The sequence below is a fragment of the Paenibacillus sp. FW101-FHT12H11 genome, assembly GCF_058790355.1.
This window is the reverse complement of sequence record NZ_JBYTCO010000007.1, coordinates 129,358-149,906: the sequence shown is the minus strand read 5'-3', so window position 1 is coordinate 149,906 and position 20,549 is coordinate 129,358. Positions and strand designations below refer to the sequence as shown.

21 protein-coding genes are annotated in these 20,549 nt (G+C 43.3%); all 21 read right to left on the bottom strand.

Annotated features, from left to right (window positions below):
* Nucleotides 1-40: 40 nt before the first annotated feature.
* Nucleotides 41-436: a TIGR02530 family flagellar biosynthesis protein gene (locus AC3WTJ_RS23160; RefSeq protein ID WP_492523838.1), complete on the bottom strand. Its 396-nt coding sequence runs from the start codon at nucleotides 434-436 to the stop codon at nucleotides 41-43.
* Nucleotides 433-876, bottom strand: a complete 444-nt coding sequence (locus tag AC3WTJ_RS23155) for a flagellar hook capping FlgD N-terminal domain-containing protein (protein ID WP_492523837.1) — start codon at nucleotides 874-876, stop codon at nucleotides 433-435. Before AC3WTJ_RS23155 ends, AC3WTJ_RS23160 begins: the two co-directional genes overlap by 4 nt.
* Nucleotides 877-911: 35 nt before the next feature.
* Nucleotides 912-2,357: a flagellar hook-length control protein FliK gene (locus AC3WTJ_RS23150; protein WP_492523836.1), complete on the bottom strand. Its 1,446-nt coding sequence runs from the start codon at nucleotides 2,355-2,357 to the stop codon at nucleotides 912-914.
* A 36-nt stretch (nucleotides 2,358-2,393) separates the two neighbouring features.
* On the bottom strand, nucleotides 2,394-3,308 hold the full coding sequence (locus tag AC3WTJ_RS23145) for a MotE family protein (RefSeq protein WP_492523835.1): 915 nt from the start codon (nucleotides 3,306-3,308) through the stop codon (nucleotides 2,394-2,396).
* 24 nt (nucleotides 3,309-3,332) lie between these two features.
* Entirely contained in the window at nucleotides 3,333-3,776 is a 444-nt protein-coding gene (gene fliJ / locus AC3WTJ_RS23140; RefSeq protein ID WP_127451080.1) for a flagellar export protein FliJ, read from the bottom strand.
* Between the two features lie 9 nt (nucleotides 3,777-3,785).
* A complete protein-coding gene (gene fliI, locus AC3WTJ_RS23135; RefSeq protein ID WP_127451082.1) occupies nucleotides 3,786-5,111 on the bottom strand; it encodes a flagellar protein export ATPase FliI in 1,326 nt (441 codons plus the stop codon).
* Nucleotides 5,108-5,932: a FliH/SctL family protein gene (locus AC3WTJ_RS23130; protein WP_492523834.1), complete on the bottom strand. Its 825-nt coding sequence runs from the start codon at nucleotides 5,930-5,932 to the stop codon at nucleotides 5,108-5,110. Before AC3WTJ_RS23130 ends, fliI begins: the two co-directional genes overlap by 4 nt.
* A complete protein-coding gene (gene fliG / locus AC3WTJ_RS23125) occupies nucleotides 5,925-6,941 on the bottom strand; it encodes a flagellar motor switch protein FliG (RefSeq protein WP_127451086.1) in 1,017 nt (338 codons plus the stop codon). The genes AC3WTJ_RS23130 and fliG overlap by 8 nt, the downstream gene beginning before the upstream one ends.
* 12 nt (nucleotides 6,942-6,953) lie before the next feature.
* On the bottom strand, nucleotides 6,954-8,537 hold the full coding sequence (gene fliF / locus AC3WTJ_RS23120) for a flagellar basal-body MS-ring/collar protein FliF (RefSeq protein WP_492523833.1): 1,584 nt from the start codon (nucleotides 8,535-8,537) through the stop codon (nucleotides 6,954-6,956).
* A 43-nt stretch (nucleotides 8,538-8,580) separates the two neighbouring features.
* The gene (fliE, locus tag AC3WTJ_RS23115; protein WP_492523832.1) at nucleotides 8,581-8,889 is read right to left on the bottom strand and encodes a flagellar hook-basal body complex protein FliE; all 309 of its coding nucleotides are present in this window, start codon (nucleotides 8,887-8,889) and stop codon (nucleotides 8,581-8,583) included.
* 19 nt (nucleotides 8,890-8,908) lie between these two features.
* Nucleotides 8,909-9,358, bottom strand: a complete 450-nt coding sequence (gene flgC, locus AC3WTJ_RS23110; protein WP_127451092.1) for a flagellar basal body rod protein FlgC — start codon at nucleotides 9,356-9,358, stop codon at nucleotides 8,909-8,911.
* Between the two features lie 6 nt (nucleotides 9,359-9,364).
* Nucleotides 9,365-9,772, bottom strand: a complete 408-nt coding sequence (gene flgB / locus AC3WTJ_RS23105) for a flagellar basal body rod protein FlgB (RefSeq protein ID WP_127451094.1) — start codon at nucleotides 9,770-9,772, stop codon at nucleotides 9,365-9,367.
* A 225-nt stretch (nucleotides 9,773-9,997) separates the two neighbouring features.
* Nucleotides 9,998-10,783, bottom strand: coding sequence for a GTP-sensing pleiotropic transcriptional regulator CodY (codY, locus tag AC3WTJ_RS23100; protein ID WP_127451096.1), 786 nt, complete (start codon nucleotides 10,781-10,783; stop codon nucleotides 9,998-10,000).
* A gap of 38 nt (nucleotides 10,784-10,821) precedes the next feature.
* On the bottom strand, nucleotides 10,822-12,219 hold the full coding sequence (gene hslU, locus AC3WTJ_RS23095; protein ID WP_127451098.1) for an ATP-dependent protease ATPase subunit HslU: 1,398 nt from the start codon (nucleotides 12,217-12,219) through the stop codon (nucleotides 10,822-10,824).
* Nucleotides 12,220-12,258: 39 nt separating this feature from the next.
* Nucleotides 12,259-12,813 (bottom strand): ATP-dependent protease subunit HslV, encoded by a 555-nt coding sequence (gene hslV, locus AC3WTJ_RS23090; protein ID WP_127451100.1) that lies wholly within the window; start codon nucleotides 12,811-12,813, stop codon nucleotides 12,259-12,261.
* A 197-nt stretch (nucleotides 12,814-13,010) separates the two neighbouring features.
* Nucleotides 13,011-14,327 (bottom strand): FADH(2)-oxidizing methylenetetrahydrofolate--tRNA-(uracil(54)-C(5))-methyltransferase TrmFO, encoded by a 1,317-nt coding sequence (trmFO, locus tag AC3WTJ_RS23085; protein WP_492523831.1) that lies wholly within the window; start codon nucleotides 14,325-14,327, stop codon nucleotides 13,011-13,013.
* 12 nt (nucleotides 14,328-14,339) lie between these two features.
* On the bottom strand, nucleotides 14,340-16,442 hold the full coding sequence (gene topA, locus AC3WTJ_RS23080; protein WP_157321263.1) for a type I DNA topoisomerase: 2,103 nt from the start codon (nucleotides 16,440-16,442) through the stop codon (nucleotides 14,340-14,342).
* A gap of 69 nt (nucleotides 16,443-16,511) precedes the next feature.
* Nucleotides 16,512-17,603, bottom strand: coding sequence for a DNA-processing protein DprA (gene dprA / locus AC3WTJ_RS23075; RefSeq protein ID WP_492523830.1), 1,092 nt, complete (start codon nucleotides 17,601-17,603; stop codon nucleotides 16,512-16,514).
* A 115-nt stretch (nucleotides 17,604-17,718) separates the two neighbouring features.
* Nucleotides 17,719-18,651: a succinate--CoA ligase subunit alpha gene (gene sucD, locus AC3WTJ_RS23070; RefSeq protein WP_127451108.1), complete on the bottom strand. Its 933-nt coding sequence runs from the start codon at nucleotides 18,649-18,651 to the stop codon at nucleotides 17,719-17,721.
* Between the two features lie 49 nt (nucleotides 18,652-18,700).
* Nucleotides 18,701-19,861 (bottom strand): ADP-forming succinate--CoA ligase subunit beta, encoded by a 1,161-nt coding sequence (gene sucC / locus AC3WTJ_RS23065; RefSeq protein ID WP_157321269.1) that lies wholly within the window; start codon nucleotides 19,859-19,861, stop codon nucleotides 18,701-18,703.
* A 325-nt stretch (nucleotides 19,862-20,186) separates the two neighbouring features.
* Nucleotides 20,187-20,444: a hypothetical protein gene (locus tag AC3WTJ_RS23060; protein ID WP_127451112.1), complete on the bottom strand. Its 258-nt coding sequence runs from the start codon at nucleotides 20,442-20,444 to the stop codon at nucleotides 20,187-20,189.
* Nucleotides 20,445-20,549 lie beyond the last annotated feature (105 nt).

The following is a 20,549-nucleotide window of genomic DNA, read 5'->3' as shown; positions in this document are numbered from 1 at the left end:
TCGCTCCACAGCTCCAGGCCTCCTACGCGGTCGAGCCCGTTTATGTAGATATAATGATTGCACTGTCGATCTGTGTGAAAACATGTTCATTCATCGCGTTCCCGTCAAGCGCCGTAACAACAGTTCGGTTAGGAACATTGACAATCAATGCATTTCCGCCTAAAACCATCAGTGCATCCTTAGCGCCTTTTGCTGCTACCTTATCGATCGCTTTGCTAAGACTATCCAGTTGCTCCGGCTTCAGTTGAATGCCTCGCTCTTTCAGCCTAACTTCTGCATGATGACTGAAACGAACAAATTGCTCCTGAAGAAGCTTTTGAAATGTCGGATTACCGGATGCAGATGTGGGTACCGGTTGCTGTACAGGTGTTCGTCTCGTAGACGCAGGAGAAACCGCATTAGGATAAAGCTGCCCTATGGATATTCTCTCTGTCATTTGGTTTCTCCGGCATCCTCAATCTTCTTGAGTTTGTCCAGAGAAATTTCCACTCCCTTCACATTGGCAAATTGATTGCCGTCCTTGAACGTGATGGAGTCAACAACGCCCGACTTTTCGACAGTAGCTCCGGTGGAGTCCGTCTCATCCCAAGTGATCGATTTTCCAATCAAACCTGAAACAAATCCCAAAGATTGACGCATGAGTTTCATCTCACCGGCCATATTGGTCAATTGTTCAACGGAAGTGAACTGTGCCATCTGGGCAATGAACTCTTTATCTTGTAAAGGTTGTGTTGGGTCTTGATTCTGAAGTTGCGTAATTAAGATTTTAAGAAAATCGTCTTTACCTAACGTATTGTTATCTTTGTCTTTCGTTTTGACATTTTTCCCAGCATTAATTAAATCTGTAACGTTACCTGTGATGGGGTTTGTATCCATACTTTCACCTCCAACTGCATCAAATGGACTCACATTTAGGCAGTTACGTCAAAGGAATTGCCATGTATGGCCGGTCTAACTTGTACGTTAGCATCAATTTCTTGCTCGAAATCAAGGGATTCAACCTCGAATCCGCCAGAATTGTTCTTACTTTGGCGTTGAGGCTGACCAAAAGCTTGCTGCTGACGTTGTTCTTGGAACATGCTGGATTGCATGTTTTGGCTTTGCGTGACTTCAAGCTTTTCAACTTGTAAACCTTGCGTTACAAGAGCTTGTCTCAACTGTGGCAGCTGATTCTCCAGCATCTGCTTAGCTGCTGCGGATTCGGCTGCAAACTGCGCAATAAGCTGGCCATCATGCATCGATATTTTCACATCGATATGCCCTAGATTTTTTGGAAACAACGATAACTTAGCTTCAGAGAGACCATCTGCAAGTGTGATTTTCATGTTTTTAAGAACATGCTCCGTCATTTCTTCAGCGAAATTAGCCGCATTCAGCGTTGGAACAACTGTTTTATCACCAATAGCCTGCTGCGATTGCTGAGTTCGCTGCAAATCAGCGATCGTAACCACTGAGTTAGTAACCGTTTCAGGTTCAGCTGGCAAATCCACAAGATTAGGCAGCGTATCTCCAGATGTAGAAGTAGCTTCTACCTGCGCGGTTAGGAAACCACTTTTCAGGGCAAGAATCTCTAATTTTGACTTTGCAGGTTGGGCGATCGTCACCGAGTTTGTCATATCAACGTTCTGATCTGATGTTTTTTTGCTGCTAAGCTTGTGATGAATTGGCTTATCTGTAGAAGTGACTTCTTTCTTACCTGTGTTAGCTGTATTCATCAAACCTTCCATTGTTTCAACAGCGCTCTCCGTTGTAGCAGCCTCCAAAGTTTGACCTTTCAAGTTCGTCATCAACTCCGGTAATAGTGGTTGGATGACGTTCTGTAGATCTTGATTCAGAAACTTCACAATTGGATTGTCAGGCTGCTGCTTTGACAGGGACGCTAATGCTAGCAGCGTATTTTGAGCTTGCAGGCTTGAAACATCAGTTGCTTGAAGCTTTAGCGTACTTGGAAGAGTAACCAATGTAGTTGATTGAGCTCCACTTAGCGTTTGTAGAAGTTGCTCTGCTTCTTCAAACCATTGCTGAACCTTTGGATCCTGCAATAATTGCTGAGCAAGCGCTGGATTACTGTTCATAGCCTCCAAGACGACTTCAGAAAGCGGCTGATCTTCTGGCTTTGCATCCTGCGTAGCAGTCCCTTGCAGAGGTGCTACCAAACTCTGAAGCATTTGCAACAGCATGTCCAGAGAAACTGCTGGATCTGCAGGATTCGTCTCAGTCTTAGTCGTGCTATCTTGAGATAATTGACCATCCAAGACTTGATTGAAACCATCCTTCGAAGTAGTTCCAGCCGATCCTGCCTTATTCGTCGAAGTAGAAGCAGAGTTTGCAGGTGTTGTCTGTATTTGTACATCCATTTTATTTGTTCACCTCCCTCCTAAGTCAAACGTCGGTTACTGAACAAGCTTAGCTGAAATTGCAGCAGCGATTTCCTTATTCGCATCGGACAAGGCCGACATGACTTTGGAACGGGAAGCATTATCCATGCCACTCAGAATGGCTAATACTTTATCGGGATTAGATTTATTCATTTCGATTAGCACGTTTGAAGCACTTTTGGGAGTCATGTTAGCAAATGTCTGGCCTAAATCCGACTTGCTGACAGATGTCGTCGCTTTTGCTGTGCTTGCTCCATTCGTTGCTAATCTTTCTTGTAAAGCGGCAATCTCTTTATCTCTTACAGGTGTAACGTCTTTAAGCCCCATGGAAGCTTCTGCTGCTTTCGTTGCATCCATTTTCTCCAGAATTGCCCCGCGGCTGTCTGCTTTCATCATGGAGAAGATCAGCACCATTTCTTTCGGTGTAAGTGCTTCAATGATTGGAGCCGCCTTGCTCGGTGTCATTTTTGCATACATATTGGCAAGCTGAGTTATTTGATTCGTGTACTCTTCTTCTGTTTGCGTCTTGTCTTTCAGCTTTTCCTCAAGTTCCGTTATCTTTGCGCTTGCATCTTTGAGTGATTGATCCTTCATCTCCGTTGTTGATTCAGCTTTCTGCAAAGCAGACTGAAGTTCCGCCAATTTGGCATTCAACTTCGTAATCTCATCATCCTTGGTTTTGATGCTTTGTTCAGGAGTTGTCTCTTTACCAGTTCCGCTTACAGCACTTTTTTCTTTCGGAGCAGGAACAATTGCTCCAATCACCGGAGTGTTATGCAACGCTTTCTGAATACTGCTCTTGATATCATAATCAAAGATCGACAGTAACACGAAAAGCAAGACAGCCGTAAACACAAAGGGGATGACAAACCATATCAGAAACCGCTCCAGCGCACTATAAGATGCACCTTCCATGCTTGTATCGGCCATCTCCTTGCTCCTCCTTTACCTTCCTCAATACGAGAGTCGTTTGAACCGGTTTGTTGCCATTTCATCCAGAGCGTCCTGCTCTTTTTTGGCGACAAAGGATTGAAATTGGCCGAATGCCTTTTCCCTAGCTTTCGACCACACCTTCTCATCGATCATTCTTTCCGAAAGATGTTCCTGCTTTTTGAGCACAACATGCTTCGCTTGCTGAACATCTTGATGTTTACGCGCAATTTGCTGATCGACATGGTTCATATATGTTTGCAACATAAGCATCTTCGAAATAGATACTGAATGGCTTGTAGCTGTCACCATTTCCTGGTGCAAGCTCTCTTTTTGTTCAAATAATCCATGTAAATTCGTTTCTTCGTTCCGTAATTGGCCCATTGCCTCAGATAATATCCATTCCGCCTGTGTTCGTTCATTGTTTTTCAAATCGACAATTTGCTGGAAAGAATAACGAAATTGCATTTAGGACCCTCATCCCTTATAAAATTCGTGAATCAATCGTTCTTGAGCTTCTTCATAGGTTAGTTTTTCACTCGTTTTTTGCTTGGTGAAGTCCCATATGGCTTCAATATGATCCATGGCAACATCAATATTTGGATTAGAACCTTTTTGGTACGCCCCGATATTGATAAGGTCTTCCGAATCTTTATATATAGAGAGAAGTCGCTTTAAGTGATCAGCTGCTTCCATGTGTTCAGAAGGCACAATTTCTTTCATTACACGGCTTACACTGGACAAAACATCAATGGCAGGATAATGGCCTTTATTGGCAATGCTGCGGTTTAAAACAATATGACCGTCGAGAATCCCTCGAACAGCATCAGCAATTGGCTCGTTCATATCATCACCGTCAACTAGCACCGTATAAAAAGCAGTAATGGACCCTTTCGGCCCGGTACCTGATCGTTCAAGTAGCCGTGGCAGCATAGCAAAGACCGAAGGCGTATAGCCTCGCGTCGCTGGAGGTTCCCCTACAGCAAGGCCAACTTCACGCTGTGCCATGGCAAAACGAGTGACGGAGTCCATCATCATCATCACATTAAGACCGCGATCACGAAAATACTCAGCAATGCTTGTAGCGATCATTGCTCCTTTGATACGGATAAGCGCAGGCTGATCAGATGTTGCAACGATAACGACTGATCTTGCTAGTCCTTCGGGACCCAGATCTCTTTCGATAAAGTCCAAGACCTCTCTGCCCCGCTCACCGATAAGTGCAATGACGTTAACATCTGCAGACGTATTACGGGCAATCATTCCCATCAGCGTACTTTTACCAACACCAGAACCTGCAAAAATACCAACGCGCTGACCTTTGCCAATTGTCAATAATCCATCAATGCATCGAACACCTACAGAGATTGGATTCAGCACTCTCGGCCGAGTTAGCGGATTGCCCGGCGCATTATTCGTAGAATATTGAGCCATTCTTGAAGGCAGGAACGAACCATCCAATGGTTGTCCCAATCCGTCCAGCACTTTACCAAGAAGTTCATGGCCTACTTGAACAGTAAGTGGTTTCCCTGTACCGACAACATCGCAACCAGGCCCAATAGAGTCCAAATCGCCTAAAGGCATCAGCACGACTTTATTACTGCGAAAACCAACGACTTCCGCTTTCAAAGGCTTATTGGATTTATGCGGGTAAATATAGCAGAGGTCGCCAATGCTCACATCCGGCCCTTCCGATTCAACCGTCAATCCAATCACTTGTGTGACTTTTCCATTAACACGAATGGGGTCGATGGCATGCAAATGTTCTTTGTACTTATCTACTTTTGGTAATGCGCTGCTCATGATCCTGTACCCTCGCTTTGAGTGGCCAACTGTTGCAGAGCTGATTTTATTTCTTTCAGCTGCGTATCGATGCGAGCATCAATACTTCCAAATGAAGAACGAATCACACATCCACGATCTTGCACCGTGGAATCAGGAATAATTTGCAATTCAGCCTGTGAATCAATAGAAGTTAGCAGCTCTTCACGCGCATCTTGAATGTAAGCGAATTGTGAAGGAGATACGCATAAAGCAATGATCCCTTTTTCGCGTCTGCGCGACAGAACGGTTTGAATAAGCTCAACAACCCATTCTGGATTTAAAGTTAACTGTTTGCCTATGATTTTCTCTGCAATGGATGTGCTTAGTTCGATTAAGAATGGCTCAGATTCCTGAATGATCTGCTGCTTAAGTTTGTAGGATTGCTCCAGAATACCTTGAGCTTCCGTTAGCATTTCACTGTATTCCTGTCTAAGCGCTTCTTCAGCTTGAGCAATTCCTTGTTGGTAGCCTTCTTCAAAACCAGCCTGCATGGATTGAGCGACATGTTCTTCATCTTCTGCACGGCGTGTTTGCCACCAACCATTAATTTCTTCCTGCGTTTGTTCACGGAGAGTCGTACATTCCTGCATAGCCTGATGAATCTGCTCATTGGCAAAAGCTTCAGCATCTTGAAGAATTTGATCTTTCAAATTCGTCGCTTCCGTTATTTCCTGCTGTTGTTCGGGAGTTAGCTGATCACTCGCATCAAGATCTCCATTCAAGTGAAATGGTGAGATCGTTTCAACCAATTTCTTATCATCCACAGCATAATAAGCAAATGATTTAATGATATTAGACAATAATATCGTCTCCTCCACCACGTGCAATGATGATTTCACCGGATTCCTCTAGGCGGCGGATTGTAGCAACAATTCTCGTTTGAGCTTCTTCAACGTCACGCAAACGAACAGGACCCATAAATTCCATTTCTTCCTTGAATGTCTCTGCCATCCGTTTGGACATATTTTTGAATAGCACATCACGCACTTCTTCGCTCGCAACTTTGAGTGCCAGTTGTAAATCAGCATTCTCAATATCACGAATAATTCGTTGTATAGAGCGATTATCAATATTAACGATATCTTCGAAGACAAACATCCGTTTCTTGATCTCTTCAGCCAATTCAGGATCTTGAATTTCCAGAGAATCAAGGATGGTACGCTCCGTCCCCCTGTCAACCCCATTCAAAATTTGAACGATAGACGCAATGCCTCCAGCATTTGTGTAATCCTGTGTAACAGTTGACGAAAGCTTTTGTTCCAATACACGTTCTACCTGACTGATCACTTCTGGAGAAGTGCTGTCCATCAAGGCAATACGTTTCGCAACATCCGCTTGTTTTTCTTGTGGCAACGAAGACAAGATAATAGACGCTTGATCCGCTTGTAAATAGGACAAGACTAACGCAATGGTTTGCGAATTTTCATTTTGAATAAAGTTAAGAATTTGAGCAGGATCCGCTTTTCTGGCAAAGTCAAAAGGTCTCACCTGCAATGTAGCTGTCAGACGGTTAATGATATCGAGTGCTTTCTGAGAACCAAGCGCTTTCTCCAAGATATCCTTAGCGTAAGCAATACCGCCTTGTGAAATAAATTCTTGTGCAAGACAGATCTGATGAAACTCAGAGAGAATCGCTTCTTTTTCGAAAGAATCTACTTTCCTTACATTTGCAATTTCCAGTGTTAACTGCTCAATCTCTTCTTCTCGTAAATGTTTAAATATTTGAGCAGACACCTCAGGGCCTAAACTGATCAAAAGAATGGCTGCCTTTTGTCGTCCGGTTAACCCGTTTACAGCAGCTTTGGCCATACAAGCGCACCTCTATTCGTCTACTAACCAAGTCCGAAGCAGATTAACAAAATCTTCTGGCCGCTTTTTCGCAAGAGTTTCTAACTGCTTACGCACTTGATTGTCATTAGTTACATTTTCAATATCAATCGTTGGAAGTTCCGCTTTATTTGCTGCAATGTTCAGATCTTGTTCCATTAATTGTTGTGCAGCTTTTCTACGTTTTCTAATTGCAAAACCAGCAATCGCACCAATCGCAAGCGCCGCTAGAGCTAGTCCAGCATAAGTTAAGTACGTTGTTGTTTTCGAAGCAAATGTATCAGCTGGCCGTGCAAAAGTATGAGCAAGAACTGTAACTTTTTTCTGCAATTCATCGTCAGTATATGTAACCTTATTATCTGCGAGTGCAGTCCTAACAATATTTACCAAAGCGGTTTGCACAGCAGTTTTTGTCTCTGCAGTTAAAGAAGTCGGATCATCTTTAACCGGTGGTTCAATTCCGACATTAATGCTTAAATCTTTTACTACATACGGTGTTGCCACAATGTCATTCGTAATCCGATTCACTTCGTAGTTTACTGTCTTAGTGTTTTTCTCTGTATTCGATTTACCGGAATTTGATGATCCTGGGTAACCGGGCACATCCGTCGTACCAGTACCAGGAACACCGCCTGTATCTGCTCCGTTATTTTGATAAGACTCGGATGCTTCTTGCAGGGAAATTTCCAGTCCTTTTTGATCTACTTGATTTGGCGCGGAGACGAGCTGTTCTTTACTCTTCTTCTGATCAAAGTTCATGGTAGAGAAAACACTCACATTTACTTTGTCGCGACCAAACATCGTTCCGAGCATGTTCATAATATTTTTCTGCAAATCTTTTTGAAACTTATCGTTAATATCCGACTGGCTTGTCACTAAGCTCGAGGAGGACTGTCCGCCTGATTTGGAAGAAACTAAGCTTTGTCCATACTGATCTGAGATCGTGATATTCTCCACAGGCAGATTTTTGATACTGTGTGAAACCAAGTTATAGATGGTATCAATTTTACCTTGATCCAGTGTGTAACCTTGTTTCATTTGAAGAACAACGGATGCTGTTGCTTTCTCTTCCTGCTGTTGCAAGAAGGGACCATCCTCAGGAAGTGAAATTAGAACCTTCGACCCGGATATGGCTTGATTCGAGTTAATAAGCTGCTGCAACTCGCCTTGAATCGCATTTAAGTATTTTACTTTAAACTCGTTATCTGTGATACCAAATGAACTACTGTTGCTAAAAGCACCGAATCCTAGAGAACCATTTTTGTTCAAACCTTGTGACTCTACACCGAGTTTCACATTCGCTACTTCATTTGTAGGTACTTCGATGCTTTTACCATCAGCACTAAGTTTGTATGGAATTTTAGCTGTATCCAGGTAACCTTTGATCGCAGCCGCGTCGCTTGGCTGAAGTTCGGTAAATGCTAAGGAATATTCCGTCTTAGATAAATTAACACTGATAATTGCAGCCGTAAGAATCAAAAGGGCAACCGTTGCGATAAATGTTATTTTTGTTGTTCTACTATATCGATTCCAATACTGTTTTACTTTTTCCCAGTACTGGAGGAGATTCTCGTTCACTCCGTCACCCCATCGAACCAAAGTTTTAGCAGCATTTGGTTAATTACAGCTGCATTCTCATCATTTCTTGGTAAGCTTCAAGGACTTTATTTCTAACTTGCACCGTAAGTTCCAGACCTAATGATGCTTTTTCGGAAGCAATCGTGAGCTGATGAACGTCTGAAAGCTCTCCTTTAATGAAACTTTGATTCAACTGATCAACTTGTTGTTGTTGGGCATTTAAATTCGTCAGCGCTTCATTCAGAAAGGAGCCGAATTGTTTGCCCAGGTCAGCAGCACCTTCACCGGAGTTGTCTTTGGGTTGAACCGAGCTCATGATATTTATTGGACTATAGCTGATTTTGTCAATCATGCTGCAACCTCCCGATTAATTATCTACCGATCTCTAATGCCTTTGTAATCATGGATTTACTTGCATTAAGCGCTGTAACGTTAGCTTCATAAGATCTTGTCGCTGAAATCATATCAACCATCTCTTTAAGCACATCAACATTGGGCATGTAAACAAATCCATTTGCATCTGCATCAGGATGTGTAGGGTTATATACTTGTTTAAGCGGCGACTGATCCTCGAAGATTTTGTTAACTCGTACTCCTTCGCCTGTTCCATCAGCCATAGCCGATTGCAAAGACTGTGCGAAACTCGGTTGTGATTTTGTTTCAAATGCAACTAACTTCCTCGTGTAGGGTACCCATTTCCCGTCTACAAACTTGGCACGTGTTGTATCCGCATTAGCAATATTCGATGAGACGACATCCATTCTTAAACGTTGCGCAGTCAGTGCTGATGAGCTGATATCAAATCCGTTAGTGAGCCTCATTTGTTATTACTTCCCCCCTAATACTGTGCGCATTTTTTTAAATTCACTGTTCATTTGCTGAATCATTGTATTGTATTTCAGTTGGTTTTTAGCCATTAAAGACATTTCATAGTCCATATCAACATTGTTCATGTTGTTGTTAATCGCTGTCGATTCATCGGTTTTAATTTCTGAATTCGGTAAATTTGTCGATTTGCCTATAAAGAAATGCTTAGGGTTTGTCCGATAACCTTCTATAGAGGGCGTTGATGAATTCATTTCACCTTGCAATAACTCTTCAAACAAAACGTCTGAACGCTTAAAGTAAGGTGTGTCCACATTGGCAACGTTGTTCGCCACCACTTTTTGTCTGAGAGTCGAAGCATCAAGCGAACGCTCCATCAAGTTCCAACTGGGTTTGTCCAACAAAGACATGCACGTTACCCCCTTTCAATAGAGTATTCGACACTATACTTCCACACAGAAAGTATGTATTCCTTCTTATTTCGACATTATTTTCACAAAACAAATAGAAAAAGTTTCCTGTTGTAGAATTTTGTAAGTTCATTGCCTTCCTAATCATCTAAGATATTCGCTTAAGTTACAATAAGAAAAAAGCCCTATCTTTTTTAGCAGACAGGGCTTTTTAATCGTGCCAAGTTATAGTTTCGTTTTTATCTGTTCGATGCTTTGTATTAATTGCTCATTTAAAATTCGAATATAAGTGCCCTTCATACCCAGCGAACGTGTCTCTATAACTCCGGCACTCTCCAGCTTACGAAGTGCATTCACGATTACAGAACGCGTAATCCCAACGCGATCAGCAATTTTACTCGCAACCAAAAGCCCTTCTTTGCCATCCAATTCCTCGAAAATATGCTCTACAGCTTCCATTTCACTAAAGGATAAAGAGCCTATCGCTACTTGAACGACAGCTTTACTTCTTGCTTCTTCTTCGATCTCTTCCGCTCTTTCTCTCAAGATCTCCATAGCGATTACTGTCGAACCATATTCAGCTAATATTAAGTCATCATCAATAAACAGACTTTCATTACGACTTAAGATTAATGTCCCTAACCGGTCACCACCACCGATAATAGGAACTAGCGTCGTATGTGTGTAAGGGAACATGTCTTTCATTTGTTCTGTATAGTAATAATAGGGGCTGCTCGGTTCCGACGTCGACGTCGTTTCCTCTATCTTCAATAGAAGATTGTTGGATTCAGACGGAAATCTGCGTTCAAGCAAAATCGCCTGATTCATTTCAGATGAAACAGGATCATTGGTCGTAGCATAGCCTAGAATCTTCCCTTTACGACTGACGACATAGATATTCGCAATAACAATATCACGAAGAACTTCAGCCATATCCATAAAGCTAACCGCATTCCCTGCTTCCTTTTGCAGCAATCGATTTAGCCTTCTTGTTTTGTTTAATAAACTCATGTAACTGCCTCCTACTTACGTAACCCTGCAATCGCTCATTATAAAATGTATTGACTCAAATCTCTATTCTGAACAATACCGCTCAGTTTTTCGCGCACATATTCCGGATTGATGATGAAAGATTCCAATGTAAGTTCAGGGGCCTCAAAGGAAAGATCCTCAAGCAATTTCTCCAAGATTGTATGCAAGCGACGTGCTCCGATATTTTCCGTGTTCTGATTGACCTCGACCGCAATTCGAGCAATTTCATGAATAGCTTCCTCAGCAAATTCAACGGTTATACCTTCTGTTTGCAACAACGCCGTGTACTGTTTCGTCAGCGCATTTTTGGGCTCCTGCAAAATAGAAACAAAATCTTCAAGCGTTAAATCACTCAGTTCTACCCGAATCGGAAAACGCCCTTGAAGCTCTGGAATTAAATCCGAAGGTTTTGCAATATGGAAAGCTCCTGCACCAATAAATAAAACATAATCGGTTTTCACAGGTCCATATTTGGTTACAACGGTAGAACCTTCTACGATCGGGAGGATGTCGCGCTGTACGCCTTCACGTGAAATATCCGGACCATTTCCGCCGCGGGAACTGCTTGCTACTTTGTCGATTTCATCAATAAAAATGATGCCTGACTGCTCAGCGCGGTGAATGGATTCTTGGATAACATCGTCCATGTCAATCAATTTCTGTGCTTCCTCTTGCGTCAGAACTTTTCTTGCTTCTTTCACGGGAAGCTTGCGTTTCTTCATCTTTTTCGGCATCAAGCTGCCAAACATCTCCTGCATATTCATGCCGGCTTGCTCGTTGCCTTGCCCTGCCAACATATCCAGCATGGAAGGCGATGAATCTTCGACCTCTATCTCGACAATCTCGTTTTCTAATTTACCACTAGTCAATTGTTCAGCGATTTGTGCCCTTTTTGACGAAAGATTTGGATCCGGCGCACTCTCTTCCTGCTCGGGTTGATTTTGGCCCCCAAACAACATTTCAAACGGATTACGCTGCGATTTGGTGCGTGATGGACTTGGAGCCAGCAAAGAAACAATTCGCTCATTGGCTAATTTCTCTGCACGGTCTTTGACTGCTTCCATGCGTTCCGATTTAACCATACGAATAGAGGTTTCAATTAAATCCCTTACCATCGATTCGACGTCACGGCCAACGTAACCTACCTCTGTAAATTTGGTTGCCTCCACTTTAATAAAAGGGGCTCCAACCAATTTTGCCAGTCTGCGTGCAATCTCAGTCTTACCTACGCCTGTTGGTCCAATCATCAGAATGTTTTTGGGAACAATCTCATCCCGCATGGCTTCATCCACCAGATTTCTCCGATAACGATTCCGCAAAGCAATAGCAACCGATTTTTTCGCTTTCTTCTGACCTACAATGTATCGATCTAATTCCTGTACAATTTGTTTAGGTGTTAGGGAGCTGTTTGCCATTCGGGTACCCTCCTAAAAAAGTGCGTAATCAATTCTGATTTACTCGATTTCTTCGACAATAATATTATGATTCGTGAACACGCAAATTTCAGCAGCTGTTGTAAGAGCAGCATGAGCAATCTCTTTGGCACTTAGCGATGGTGCATGCCGATGTAATGCTCTACCCGCCGCCAATGCGAAACTGCCGCCAGAACCAATCGCCAGAATGCCATCATCCGGTTCAATAATTTCCCCATTGCCTGAGAGAAGCAATAAACCCGTAGCATCCATAACAATCATCATTGCTTCTAATCGACGTAATACGCGGTCTTGCCGCCAATCCTTCGTGAGTTCGACTGCAGCACGTTGTAAATTACCATGGTGTTCTTCGAGCTTGCCTTCAAACTTTTCAAAAAGGGTAATCGCATCAGCTACTGATCCTGCAAAACCTGCGATCACTTTCCCTCTATGTAAACGCCTCACCTTTTTGGCACTACTCTTCATAATCATACTGTTGCCAAATGTAACCTGGCCATCTCCGGCAATTGCACCTTTACCTTGATGACGAATGGCAAAAATAGTTGTCGCATGGAATTGCGCCTGACTGGCATCCATCTCTTCTCACTCCTCCAATGGAATCTTACACCGGAAAACAAAAACTTGACTTGGTTTCGACCTAATAAAAAGAGATAAACCTCTAGCGAGGTCAATTTCACAATTAAGACCGCATCTAGAGGTAAATGTATGAGAAAACGAATGAATAATAATTCAAAACATAATTATAGTAACACAGTGAATAGTGTGATTACAACCTATTCAGCAATTGTTTTCGAAAAATTCTGAATACTCTCTATTGCACGATTAGCCAGCTTCTCGTATTTTTCTTTTTTGTTCCGAATCCGTTCCGGAAGTTGTGGGAGCAATCCGAAATTGGCATTCATCGGTTGAAAATGTTTAAAGTCAGCTGTCGTAATGTAATGCGCCATGCTGCCTAATGTTGTTTCCTCCGGGAGCACCAAGCATGATTGCCCTTTTGCCAATCGGCCGGCATTAAGTCCAGCGATTAAACCGGATGCAGCAGATTCCACATAACCTTCAACACCTGTCATTTGTCCTGCAAAAAACAGATTCTCACGACGCTTGTATTGATACGTCGGTTCAAGAAGCTTCGGCGAATTAATAAATGTATTACGATGCATCACGCCATATCGAACGAATTCCGCTTCTTCCAAACCAGGAATCAAAGAGAGAACACGTTTTTGCTCGCCCCACTTCAAATGGGTTTGGAAACCAACCAAATTGTACAAGGTTCCCGCGGCGTTATCTTGACGAAGCTGTACGACGGCATGCGGCAGTTTTCCGGTGTGCGGGTTAATTAATCCAACCGGCTTCATTGGCCCGAATAACACTGTCTGTTTACCACGCTTAGCCATGACCTCTAATGGCATACATCCTTCGAAGTAGATCTCTTTTTCAAATTCCTTAAGTTCAGCTACCTCAGCCGTAATTAAGGCTTCATAGAAAACGTTAAATTCCTCTTCCGTCATTGGGCAATTGAGATAAGCAGCCTCACCTTTGTCGTAACGAGAAGCCAGGTAAACTTTGTTCATATCAATGGAATCTTTCTCTACAATCGGTGCTGCCGCATCGTAGAAGTATAAGTATTCCTCACCCATTAGCTCTTTCAGCCCCGCAGACAAATCAGGGGAAGTTAACGGACCCGAGGCTACCACAGTAATGCCTTCCGGCAAAACCTGTACTTCCTCGTTGATGACTTCAATGAGCGGATGGTTCCGCAGCGTTTGGGTAACGGCTTGGGAGAACCCATCACGGTCAACGGCTAAGGCTCCACCTGCCGGTACGGCGTGTTGGTCAGCGCAGGAGAGAATCAAAGAATCCATTCTTCTCATCTCTTCTTTCAGTACGCCAACTGCATTCGTCAAGCCATTGGATCTAAGGGAGTTGCTGCACACCAATTCCGCGAATTGATCTGTAATGTGAGCTGGTGTTTTACGGACATTACGCATTTCGTATAAAGTAACAGGCACACCTTGACGTGCAATCTGCCAAGCTGCTTCACTTCCAGCGAGTCCTGCACCGATGACTGTTACTCTTGGATATTCTGGCAAAATCGGACACCTCTAATCTTTCATATCTTCGTTCTGATCTTCGTTTACTTCTTCTTTATGGTCGCAATTCGTACATTGAATGCTGAGGCCGTTCTTACTTCTTTTCTCGATCATCATCGAACTGCAAACCGGACAAGGCTTGTTAACCGGCTTATCCCATGAGACAAAATCACAAGTAGGATATTGATCACAGCCGTAAAACACTCTGCCCTTCTTACTTCTGCGCTCTACAATCTTGCCTGCATGGCAGCTTGGGCACGTGACACCGATATCTTTGATGATCGGCTTCGTATTCCGGCATTCCGGGAATCCTGAACATGCGAGGAATTTGCCGAAGCGTCCCATTTTATAAACAAGGTGTCTGCCGCATTTCTCGCAAATTTCATCAGATACTTCATCCTGAATTTCAATTTCCTTCATTTCTTCTTCGGCAAATTCAAGCCGTTTCTCAAAGGACGTATAGAAAGTATCCAGAACTCTTACCCAATCCTCTTTGCCCTCTTCTACAAAATCAAGTTCCTCTTCCATATGGGCTGTGAACTCAATATCGAGAATTTCAGGGAAGAATTCTTGCATCAATTGAATAACAAGCTCGCCCAACTCGGTAGGAACGAATTTTTTCTCTTCGATCGCAACGTAACCGCGCTTCTGAATCGTCTCCAGCGTCGGTGCATACGTACTTGGTCGGCCGATGCCCATTTCCTCGAGAGCTCTCACTAAACGGGCTTCCGTATACCGTGGAGGCGGTTGAGTAAAGTGTTGTTTGGGGTCAATGCTTTGTTTTTCCAAAACATCGCCTTTCGATAATGGCGGAAGCAATTTGTCCTCTTCCGTCGTTCCATCATCATTGCTTTCAACATAAACCTTCATAAAGCCCGCAAACTTCATTTTGGAGCCATTCGCCCGGAATACCGTGTCACCTGCGGTCAAATCGATGGTCATTGTATCCAAGATGGCGGATGACATTTGACTGGCAACAAAACGATCCCATACGAGTTTGTAAAGCCGATATTGGTCTCTGCTGAGGAATTCTTTCAATTGTTCAGGTTCGCGAAGCACGGAGGTAGGCCTGATACCTTCATGCGCGTCTTGTGCATTTGCATTCTTTTTCGTGTACACACGAGGTGTTTCCGGATAAAATGCTGCACCATATTTCGTTATAATAAACTCTCTGGCTTCTTCCTGGGCAACAGGTGAAATCCGTGTTGAATCCGTACGCATGTACGTTATTAAACCAACCGTACCTTCTTTTCCTAAGTCTATTCCTTCATATAACTGCTGCGCCACAGACATCGTCTTGGACGCCCGGAAGTTCAATTTACGTGCCGCTTCTTGCTGCATGGAGCTCGTAATGAAAGGTGGAGACGGGTTACGCCCGCGCTCTTTCTCTTTCACTTCTTTCACGGTAAACTTCCCATTGCCCATTGCGGCCAAAACTTCGTTAACATCCTCTTGCGAATGCAGTTCCTTTTTCTCGCCGTTCATGCTGTGGTACTTCGCTTCGAATCCCGCTTTTCCCGCATCCAACAGTGCTGTAATGGACCAGTACTCTTCAGGCTCAAAAGCTTTGATCTCATTCTCTCGATCTTGAATCAGTTTAACCGCAACGGACTGTACACGGCCTGCCGATAAACCTTTCTTCACTTTTTTCCAAAGTAAAGGGCTGATTTTATAACCTACAAGTCGATCCAATATCCGTCTAGCCTGTTGAGCGTTAACAAGATCCTGATTGATGCGACGAGGTGTTTTGAATGCGTCCTTCACAGCATCCTTCGTAATCTCATTAAATACAACACGGCATAGCTCATCTGAACCAACATCCAAATAATGTGCTAAATGCCAGGCAATCGCTTCACCCTCACGATCCGGGTCAGCCGCCAGATATATTTTTTTCACTTTTTTACTAGCATCTTTTAATTCTTTTAATATAGAACCTTTACCACGGATAGTTATGTATTTAGGCTCAAAGTTACGATCTACTTCTACGCCAATTTGGCTTTTCGGAAGGTCGCGAATATGACCCATCGAGGCTTTTACGATAAATTTGCTGCCTAAATACTTGCCGATGGTTTTGGCTTTAGCTGGTGACTCAACAATGACTAATGAATCTGCCATGATCGTCCTTCCTCCCCTCTTAATTTCAAGGTTAAGTCTATTGGCGAGAAGAAAAACTTCTTGAATAGCCTATGCTTGGATGTAGGTAGAACCTGGAAGCTGTTTAATCGCCTTTTTCAATAGTAAAGATAACAGAACTGCATGCAAATGTCCAAACGTAAATTGTCCGTCCTCCATGAGGGCATCAATTGAAATGGGTTCATTCGACAACTTACGGAAAATTTCGCCTTCCTCTTCCGAAAGTGAAAATAATGTCAACGGCTTATTTAGAGCACGTTTTTCATCTGAACTTATCATATAGTTGTAGTCGTCTACAATCTCTTCCACACGTGTAACTAATTTCGCGCCATCCTTTAAAAGCCTATGAACGCCGCTGCTTACACGCGAGTGAATGGGTCCTGGAATAGCGAACACATCCCGTGACTCATCGAGAGCAAACTCTACCGTTATCAGCGATCCGCTGTCCTCGGCTGCCTCAACGACCGTAATGCCTAATGACAATCCCGCAATAATGCGGTTCCGCTGCGGAAACATGCCAGGCTTCATCCCTGTACCAATCGGGTATTCAGAAATGATAACTCCTTCTTGCTCAATATTTCGAAATAATAAAGCATTCTCACGCGGATAAATCTGATTGATAGCGCAACCAAGAACAGCTACCGTCTTTGACTTTCCTTGTAAGGCGCCGATATGAGCTTTGCTGTCAATTCCTCTTGCCAGACCGCTCACAATACCGAATCCAGCACGTGAAAGCGCTGCTGCCCATTCCTCTGCAATCTTTTTCCCATAAGGCGTTGGCGTACGGGTTCCAACCATTCCCAGGAGTCGTCCATTCAGTATGGCTGATTTGCCTTTCACATATAAAACCCAAGGGGGCTGCGCAATTTCTTTCAATATTTGAGGGTATTCCTCATCCAAAATCGTAAGGATTTGAATGGATTGCTTCATATATAAATGAAGCTTTTCCTCAATGAAGGCATGAGTAAATTGGGATGCAATTCGCTCAGCTACGGAGGCACGAATACCTTGAGCCGAGATTTCCGCTGCGGAGAGCTCAAATAAAACTTGCAGGTCTGGAAACCGGTTAACGAGCTGAAGCATGGTTTTCCAGCCGACCCCTTCAAGTTCATGAAGGCCAAATAAAATGATTCGATTATCCATTAGTATATACACTCCTTACTCGAATGACAAATCTTTGCAAAGCTAGAAAAACAAAAAACCTTCCAAATCCCTGTTTAAGGGAGTTGGAAGGTTGCTTACCTTCAAAAAGGCGAGACTATTTTTTTGTGATAACTTTGTCAAGCATACCTTTTTCTTCAAGTACGCTAACAAGCGTTGATCCCATTTCAGATGGCGTAGCCGCTACGCGGATTCCGCATCTTTCCATCGTTGCAACTTTCTCAGCTGCCGTACCTTTACCACCGGAAATAATCGCACCGGCATGGCCCATACGTTTTCCTGGAGGCGCAGTTTTACCGCCGATGAAACCAACTACCGGTTTCGTCATGTTGGCAGCAACCCACTCAGCCGCTTCTTCTTCTGCTGTTCCACCGATCTCACCGATCATGATGACAGCATAAGTGTCCGGATCTTCATTGAAACGTTTGAGGATATCGATAAACTCGGAACCTTTAACAGGGTCTCCACCGATACCAACAGCGGAGGATTGTCCAATACCGCGAGTTGTCAATTGGTGAACCGCTTCGTAAGTTAGTGTTCCGGAACGGGAAACAACACCTACGTGACCTGGTGTATGGATGTAACCTGGCATAATACCGATTTTGCACTCGCCTGGCGTGATAACGCCTGGGCAGTTTGGTCCGATTAGAACGGTTCTCTTGCCTTCCATGTAACGTTTCACGTTAACCATGTCAAGTACAGGAATACCTTCAGTGATACAGATAACGAGATCAAGATCAGCGTCAACCGCTTCGATAATGGACTCTGCTGCAAAAGCAGGTGGTACATAAATAACGGATGCTGTTGCACCAGTTGCATTTTTAGCTTCGATAACTGTGTTAAATACCGGAAGTTGAACAAGCTCACCGTTTTCCAGTGTGATGTCTACTTTTGTTCCGCCTTTACCTGGGGTTACGCCACCAACCATTTGTGTGCCGTATTCAAGACCGCCTTTGGTATGAAACAAACCCGTAGCGCCGGTAATCCCTTGAGTAATGACTTTTGTATGTTTATTGACCAAAATACTCATGATCTTTTGTTCACATCCCCTATATTATTTAAAACCGCACGGGTTTAATTTATTTCACAAGTGCAACGATTTTTTGAGCGCCGTCTGCCATGGAGTCAGCAGCAACAATGTTCAAGCCGGATTCGTTAAGAATCTTTTTACCAAGTTCCACGTTTGTTCCTTCAAGACGAACAACAAGCGGACGGGATAGACCTAGTTCTCTAGCTGCAGCAACAACGCCATCAGCAATTACGTCACAACGCATGATTCCGCCGAAGATGTTAACGAAAATCCCTTTAACTTGCTCATCGGACAAAATGATTTTGAATGCTTCTGTAACTTTCTCTTTCGTAGCACCGCCCCCTACGTCAAGGAAGTTAGCAGGGTCTCCGCCGTAGTGCTTGATGATGTCCATAGTAGCCATCGCAAGTCCTGCGCCGTTAACCATACAACCGATATTGCCGTCAAGAGCAATGTAGCTCAAATCATATTTGGAAGCTTGAATTTCTTTCGCATCTTCCTCTTCAAGATCGCGAAGTTCAACGATATCTTTGTGACGGAAAAGAGCGTTAGAATCAAAGTTCAATTTAGCGTCAAGAGCCATAACGTCGCCGGAACCTGTAACAACCAATGGGTTGATTTCAGCGATGGAGCAGTCTTTTTCTACGAACGCTTTGTAAAGCGCAAGCATGAATTTAACCGCTTTGTTAACAAGCTCGTTAGGAATGTTGATTGAGTAGGCAAGTCTACGAGCTTGGAAAGATTGCAGACCGATCGCAGGATCTACAACTTCTTTGAAAATTTTCTCAGGAGAATGCTCAGCAACCTCCTCAATTTCCGTACCGCCTTCTTCAGAAGCCATCATAACGACGCTACCTGTCGCACGGTCAACAACAACACCAACATAATATTCTTTTTTAATGTCACAACCTTCTTCGATCAAAAGGCGTTTAACTTCTTTACCTTCAGGACCTGTTTGGTGAGTGACAAGCACTTTGCCAAGAATTTCGCTAGCATATGTACGAACTTCGTCGAGGTTTTTAGCTACCTTAACGCCGCCTGCTTTACCGCGACCTCCGGCATGAATTTGCGCCTTAACTACGACGACGGATGTTCCGAGTTCTTTTGCAGCTGCAACAGCTTCATCTACGGTGAAAGCAACTTTCCCGTTAGGAACGCTGACTCCGTACTGTCTCAGGACTTCTTTGCCTTGGTACTCATGGATATTCATTTCCTAAAATCCTCCTATCAGTATGGACTTTCTATACGTGCTATACAGGGGAAAAAGTGTAATTTCCTATGTGTGTTGTGCACGAAATAAATCTTGCTGCCGGAATTAGTATCACACTTCTTCACAAGCCCTAACCATTGTATCACTAATTTTCGACAGTTTCCTTATTTTTTTCGTTAATCCATTCAAATTTTCCTTTCACGCTGAAAAACTTTAGCTATCACTTACGACCATCAAACGCCTACATTTGTGTTTAAATGACAAAAATGTTCATAAAAAAGACGTATTTTTCAAAACTTGAAAAATACGTCTACCTCTTTATTTGTCAATAATGCGGCGTTGTCGGAGTATTCATTCGGGGTTCGCGCTCCGCTTGTTTGATAAATCTCATCTCATTACCAGTAAAGCTGCAAACTAGACATTGAATCATCGGTTCTTCTTCAGGAATCGCATCAGGGTCATTGAATTCCGTTATATTGCCGGATAGTGCATCTTTCAGAAACGGCTGCGCATAGCTGGTAATTACACTGAATTTAATACGATTAGAACGGCAGTTTGGACAAAAATACGGCTTCTCCTGCATATCATCACCTCATCTTCCAGTATGTGCATATAGACTTTATTTAAAACGTAAAAAAACCATTTATGGATTGCGTAAATTTTCCATTTTCTATACAATAGAGGAAAT